The sequence below is a fragment of the Phenylobacterium sp. genome (genome assembly GCF_030693805.1).
Taxonomy (GTDB): Bacteria; Pseudomonadota; Alphaproteobacteria; order Caulobacterales; family Caulobacteraceae; genus Phenylobacterium.
In genome coordinates, this window is record NZ_JAUXZW010000391.1 from 33850 (window position 1) to 40276 (window position 6427).

Annotated in this window: 5 protein-coding genes; all 5 read left to right on the top strand. The window is 65.9% G+C overall.

What is annotated here, in order from left to right:
• The first annotated feature begins 175 nt into the window (after positions 1–175).
• The 5 genes from Q8M88_RS15765 to Q8M88_RS15785 all read left to right on the top strand — a co-directional run bounded on the left by Q8M88_RS15765 (position 176) and on the right by Q8M88_RS15785 (position 6322).
• Positions 176–1780 carry a bifunctional diguanylate cyclase/phosphodiesterase gene (locus Q8M88_RS15765; protein WP_305598107.1) on the top strand — a complete coding sequence of 535 codons (1605 nt, stop codon included), beginning with the start codon at positions 176–178 and terminating at the stop codon, positions 1778–1780.
• Positions 1777–2502: a LysM peptidoglycan-binding domain-containing protein gene (locus Q8M88_RS15770; protein ID WP_305598108.1), complete on the top strand. Its 726-nt coding sequence runs from the start codon at positions 1777–1779 to the stop codon at positions 2500–2502. Before Q8M88_RS15765 ends, Q8M88_RS15770 begins: the two co-directional genes overlap by 4 nt.
• A 231-nt stretch (positions 2503–2733) precedes the next feature.
• Positions 2734–4506, top strand: coding sequence for a protein kinase (locus Q8M88_RS15775; RefSeq protein ID WP_305598109.1), 1773 nt, complete (start codon positions 2734–2736; stop codon positions 4504–4506).
• 11 nt (positions 4507–4517) lie between these two features.
• The gene (gene tagH / locus Q8M88_RS15780) at positions 4518–5567 is read left to right on the top strand and encodes a type VI secretion system-associated FHA domain protein TagH (protein ID WP_305598110.1); all 1050 of its coding nucleotides are present in this window, start codon (positions 4518–4520) and stop codon (positions 5565–5567) included.
• A gap of 80 nt (positions 5568–5647) precedes the next feature.
• Positions 5648–6322: a PP2C family serine/threonine-protein phosphatase gene (locus Q8M88_RS15785; RefSeq protein WP_305598111.1), complete on the top strand. Its 675-nt coding sequence runs from the start codon at positions 5648–5650 to the stop codon at positions 6320–6322.
• The last annotated feature ends 105 nt before the right edge of the window (positions 6323–6427 follow it).

Below are 6427 nucleotides of genomic sequence, written 5' to 3' on the forward strand. Positions count from 1 at the left end.
ATGCGAAGGGGAAGCAACATGGGCATCGGTGATTCATCTCCGATTAGTACTGAATTTTCACGGCCCTGCAGGTTTCCTGAGAGAAATATGCCGGCATGAACATCTACGTTTCCCATTTGCGATGACGGGCGAACATCCGACGGCTGGCGCACTTCGTCCCCCTCTCGGTTTTGGGGTGACGATTCTGTCGCTCTCCGGGGTGGCCGTCGCGGCGCCGTTGCTATTGCTTATCGACGAGCCGTGGTCGTTCGCGCTGGCGGTGCTTGGCGCCGGAGCGCCGCTGATCGGTCTCTCCGTGCTGGTGCGACAGCTTGGCCGCGCGGCTGGAGAGCTTCGCGCCAGCGTGGGTGATGGCGCGACAGCCCGCAAAGACGGTTCGGCCAGGCAACTGCTGGCCGACATCCGCTATGTCGCCGCGCGTCATCACGCGCTTGGCCATCGGCTGAACCATCGTCATCCGGTCACCGGCCTGCCCACGCGCGAGCCGTTCCTCGACGCTCTGGCGGCGCCGGACCTGTCGGGAGCCGAAGGGGTTCTCGGCGTGATGCGCGTCGTCGACTACGACCGGTTGGCGGCGTTCGACCAGGCTGAGGCCGACGGGATGCTTGCGACACTAGCCGTGCGGATGCGCGGCGCGCTGCGAGCTGGCCGCCCGCTGGCGCAGGTGGATCGGGACTGCTTCGCGATTTGGTTCGCCGGCGCGGAGGGGCGCGAACTAGCCGGCGGCGAGATGCAGGCCATCGCCTATGTGCTGGCCCAAGATGTGGGGCGCGAGGGTTTCAAGCTGACCCCCAGCGTCGAGATGGGTGCAGCCCTCTGTCCGGACGATGCGCGAGATCCCACCACTCTGCTGACCCGCGCCCTCGCCGCGTCGCAAAAGGGCGCGTCGGCCGCCGGCCAGAAACTGCGATTCTTCTCGGCGGACTCGTCAGCTGCGGCGCGGGCGCGCTTCTCGCTGGAACAGAGTTTGCGCAAGGCCGTACAACGCGACGAACTGCTGCTGCACTTCCAGCCCGTGGTGGACCTCGTGGCCGGCAGGCTAATCGGCGCCGAAGCGCTGCTGCGATGGCGACACCCCGAGCGGGGCCTGGTTCCGCCCGACGCCTTCATCCCTGTGCTGGAGGAAGCTGGGATGATGGATGAAGTCGGCCTTTGGGTGTTGAACACCGCCTGCCGCGAGGCGAAGGCCTGGACCGAGCATGGCCTCAGCGGCCTGAAGATGGCCGTGAACCTCTCCGCCGGCCAGTTCCACGACCCGGTGCTGAGCCAGACCATCGCCCGAACGCTCGAGCTTCATCGGCTCGAACCTCAAGCGCTCGAAGTCGAACTGACCGAAACCACCGCGATGGAGGACGCCGAGCGCACCCGCCAGACCCTGACGCGCCTGCGCGACCTGGGCGTCAGCGTCGCCATTGACGACTTCGGCGCGGGCTATTCCAATCTGAGTTATTTGAAGAATCTTCCGTTTAGCAAGCTCAAGATCGACCGCGAATTCGTCACTGACGTCCACCTTCGGCGCGACAGTCACGCGATCTGCAGCGCGCTGGTTGCGTTGGCCAAGGGGCTCGACATGACCGTGCTCGCTGAAGGCGTCGAACAGCGCGAGGAGGTCGAGGCGCTCACGCTGATCGGTTGCGGCATGTTCCAGGGCTATTTCTTCGCCAAGCCGATGCCGGCCGAGCAGTTCATTGAATGCGTCAGCGATCCGGATTGGCTTGGACTTATCGCCTCACCCGCCAGGCGGCGGGGCGCGGCTCTGCAACAGCGGATAAACCAATGACCGGATCCAATAGCCGCATCGCACTTCGCACGCTCGCCGCCTGTTCCGCGGTGATGGTGCTGGCTGCGTGCGCCTCCACCGGCGCCGTCAAGAGCGCGAGCGCCGTCGCCTCGGCGCCTGCCGCCACGCTCACGACGCCAGGTCTCACCGCGCGGGAACGGGTCGCCCAGGCCGTTTCTCTGTTGGGTGTGGGTTCAATTGACCGCGCGCGAGCAGAATTAGGCGCGGCTCTGGTCGAAGAGCCTGCGAATTCGCAGGCGCGCAAACTGCTGAACCAAATCGACCAAGATCCGGAAATCCTGTTGGGCGCGCGCCATTACACATATCGCATCAAGCCTGGTGAAAGCCTGACGACGCTTGCCGATCGACTGATGGGCGACCGGCTGATGTTCTATGCGCTGGCCCGCTACAACGGCATTGCTGCGCCAAACGCCGCTCGGGCTGGCATGATGATCAAGGTCCCCGGCGTGGCGCCGAAGGCGCCGCCGGCCCGCGCCGCACGGCCACAGGGCCCCGCCACCACGACCGCGACGGCGAGCCGAGACCCCGCGCGTGCCAGCAGACTCCGGGGTGATGCGCTGGAGAAGATGAGCGGCGGGCGGATCGACCAGGCGGTATCGTTGCTCCGACAGGCCCAGCAGCTCGATCCAGACAGCGCACTTATCCGGCGCGACCTCGATCGCGCTCAACGCATCCAGACGACGGTACGCAAACGATCGTAGTCGCTCCCCGCATCACTGCACCCATGGTGGAGCTTGTTGTTATTGCGACGCGGCTGAGTTGAGTCGGGAGGTCGACAAATACTGTTGAGAACTGCGAAAGCACTTTGCGTGTAGGTTGCAGCTGAGTGACCTCGCGTCGTGGGTCGGCCGGATCCGGTCACCCCGGCGCTTGGCGCAGCGAAGTCAGGCAATCAAAGCAAAAGCTCTGACGAGTCACGACGGGAGATCGCCTTGCTGCAGAGGGTAGGCCGGTTCGAGATCCAGGAACGGATCGGTCACGGGGCCATGGCTGACGTCTATCGGGCCTATGATCCAACGATCAACCGCGTGCTCGCAATCAAGGTGCTGAAGCCGGAGTTCTGCCAAAACCGCGAGTACGTCGCGCGGTTCGTCAGAGAGGCAAAGGCGGCTGGTGCGCTTTCCCACCCCAACATCGTCACCATCTTCGACGTCGGCGAGGAGGTTGGGGCTCCGTACATCGCCATGGAGCTGCTGGACGGCGAGCCGCTCGATGCAGTCGTCGCCCGCCGCAGGCAGCTGCCGCCGCAGGAGGTCGCCGCCATCGGCCTGCAGTTGGCCGAGGCTCTGCACTATGCGCACGGGTTGGGCGTCGTGCACCGCGACATCAAGCCCTCCAACATCCTGCTGTTGGCGGACGGCGCCAGTCTGAAGATTCTGGATTTTGGGATCGCCAGGGTCAACGAAGCGGATCCGGAGAGCCACGACGCCGAGGCGTCGATGACGCAGGTCGGACAGATCCTCGGCACGCCGCGGTACATGAGCCCCGAACAGGCGCTGGGGCGCGAGCTCGACGGCCGCTCGGATCTGTTCTCCACCGGCGTGGTGCTCTACGAACTGCTGACCGGCGCCAAGGCTTTCTCGGGCGCGACCGCGGTCACCCTCGCCCTACAGATAACCCAGCAGGACCCGGAGCCGATTGTGAGGTTCGCGCCGCGCGCGCCGGCCGGCTTGCAATTCATTATCACCAAGCTGCTGGCCAAGCGCCCGGAGCGGCGCTTCGTCGACGGGGCGCACCTCGCCGAGGCTCTGCGGCGTGAGCAGGCGGCCTACGCCCCGGTCCGCGACGCCAAGCGAAGGAATCTGCCGCTTCAACTGCGGCTGACCCTGGTGATGGCGCTGATCACCGCGACCGCCCTGGCGGTGAGCATTGGCGCGGTTCTCAATCGCGAGCACCGGGCGATGGAGGAGATGGCGCTGACCTCGGGGTCGGCGATGGCCTCCTTTGTCGCCAGCAACGCGGCGCTGAGCGCCGCGGAGAACGCCGCCCTGCCGCCCGCTGAACGCGACTGGCTGCCGGTGCAGGCCTTTATCAAGGCCGCCGCCGCCGACCGAAACATCCAGGCGCTCACCGTGGTCGACGGCGAGGGAAGGGTGCGCGCCGCCAGCGACCCACGGCAGGTTGGCCGGACCTATATCCCCGCCAAGGGCGAGGCTGTAGTCGAGCGCGGGCCGACCGTCATCGTGACGCGACCGGCTTCGGCCGGCGGCGCCGAGGATTTCCGTTTCGTTCGGCCAATCGTCTACGCCGGCCACGCCTTCGGCGTGGTCGATGTGCGTGTTTCGGGCGCGCCGCTGCAATCGGCGGTCACGCTTTCGAAATGGCTGATGGCGGGGCTGGCCTGGGTTGTCCTGGCGGTCGTGATGGCCGCGAGTTTCGTCATGGCCCATTTGCTCGCCGAACCCATCCGCCGCCTTCGCAAGGCGATGGAGGACGCCACGGGCGGCGATCTCGACTTCCGCATCTCCCATCATCGCAAGGACGAGTTTGGCGAGTTGTTCAACGCCTACAATAATTTGTCCGAAGCGCTGCATAACAGACTGCAGACGCTGGGGGCTGCAGCGGGGGTCCGATCGGTGGATCAGTCGTCCCTGACGCCTGCCGCGGTCGCTTCCGACGTCGACTTGGATCAGACCCAGATCGCGCCTTTGGTCGAGGCGCAGACGCTTCGCCCGACGCGCCGCCGCCGCGTCCAATCGCAGTGAAGTCCTCCGCCATGTTCACCCTGCGCCTGTTTCGTCACGACGACCCATTCAGCCAGATAGACGCGCGCGAGATCGCTGCCGGCCAGATCGTGGTCGGCCGTGACGAAGACGCTGATTGGACGATCGAGGATCCCAATCGGACCATCTCGCGCCGACACTGCGTGGTGACGTTGGACGCCGACGGCCTCAACGTCCGCGATACCAGCGCCAACGGCGTCTTTCTGGGCCGGAGCGCCACGCGCGTTCCTGCCGATGAAAGCGTTCCGGTCACCGACGGCGATACCTTTCGCCTCGGCGAGTTCATGATGTTGGTCGAGGCGCGTGCGACCGCCGCCCAAACCCTGCAGCCGACGTCCGACGCGAGCCTGTTCGAGGCGCCGTTCGTAAGGCCGATCTTGGAGGACGGTGCACTCAACCAGGCCGCCGCCACCGTGCCATCGGACTGGTCGGAGGCGTCGAAGCCGACGCCAAGCGACGGATCGCTGCTCGACGCCTTTTGCGCCGGCGCGAAGCTCGACGCCTCGCTGTTCGCCGGCCAGGATCCGCTGGAAGTGATGCGCCATCTCGGCGCCGTTTATCAGCAGACCATGCTGGGTCTCAGCGATCTCATGAACGAGCGGACGGCCGTCAAAGCGGATTACAGCCTCGACCACACGCGGGTGCACGCGCAGGGGAACAACCCGTTCCGCTGGGCCCCGGCGCAGCGGGTTGCGGTCGACTTGCTGCGAGATCGCGACGACGGCTTCCTCTCTGGCCGGGCGGCGGTCGCGGCCTCCTTCGAGGATCTGAAGAAACATCTGCTGTGTCTGATGGCCGGCATGCGCGGCGCGATCGGGGCGACGCTCGACGAGCTCAGCCCACAGGCCATCGAGGCGCCGTCGCAAGGGCAGGCCTTCACGCTGAAGCCTCGGTCACAGGTGGCGTGGGCGCAGTATCTCAAGTTGCACGCGGACCTGCAGACCCGGGCGCTCGCCGACCCGCACAGCGCGCTCAACCGCGCTTTCGTGACTGCCTACGAGCAGCGCGCTCAGGAACTCGATGCCATGGGCGTGGCGGCATGAGGGCTCCCGCGTCGGCTCATGCCCAAGTTAGCGCGGCGGCGCTTAGCTTCCGGTCAGAGGCGCGCACACATGCCGGGCGCGTGCGTGCGATCAACGAAGACCGCTTCCTGGACCGCTCGGACAAACAGCTTTGGGCCGTCGCTGACGGCATGGGCGGTCACCAATCCGGCGAGCTAGCGAGCGGTTTGATCGTCGAGGCGCTCGATGCGTTGAGCGATGTCGGCTCGGGCTACACGCGCCTGGCTGGCATTCGCCAGGCCCTTCAACGCGTAAATCTCACGCTGATCAATCAAGCCGGAGGAACGGGAGGACCGATCGGTTCCACCGTCGTCACGCTGGTGATCCACGGCTCGCACTTCGCCTGCGTCTGGGCAGGTGACAGCCGCGCCTACCGATGTCGAAACGGCGACCTCATTCGCCTCACAACCGACCACAGCCTAGTGCAAGCGCTTCAGGATGCAGGCGCCCTGAGGCCGGAGGACGCGCGAACCCACCCGAAGGCGCACGTGATCACGCGCGCGGTCGGCCATGTCGACCCGCTAGCGCTCGACGTCGTGACTGGTGACGTCGAGGCGGGCGACATCTTCCTGCTGTGCTCAGACGGGCTTTCAGGCCTGATTGATGATCAGGAGATTGCTGACATCCTAGTGGCGACAGCCCCAGGCGCCGCTGCCGATCGCCTGCTTGAACTGGCTCTCGATCGGGGAGGGCGAGACAATGTCACGCTCGTCCTCGTTCGTGCGTTTTCGCTGTAAACCCAGCCGAATGGGCTCCACCCCGTCACACCCCGAGCAGCTATGTCTTAGAGTCCGTTTGGAAACTCACGGGTGGGTGGTCCGGCGTAGCAGGTTTCCGCCCAT

Bases quoted from the DNA above. Each gene is read 5' to 3' on its own strand.
- Q8M88_RS15770 (WP_305598108.1), top strand. From the start codon at position 1,777: ATGACCGGATCCAATAGCCGCATCGCACTTCGCACGCTCGCCGCCTGT.
- tagH (WP_305598110.1), top strand. From the start codon at position 4,518: ATGTTCACCCTGCGCCTGTTTCGTCACGACGACCCATTCAGCCAGATA.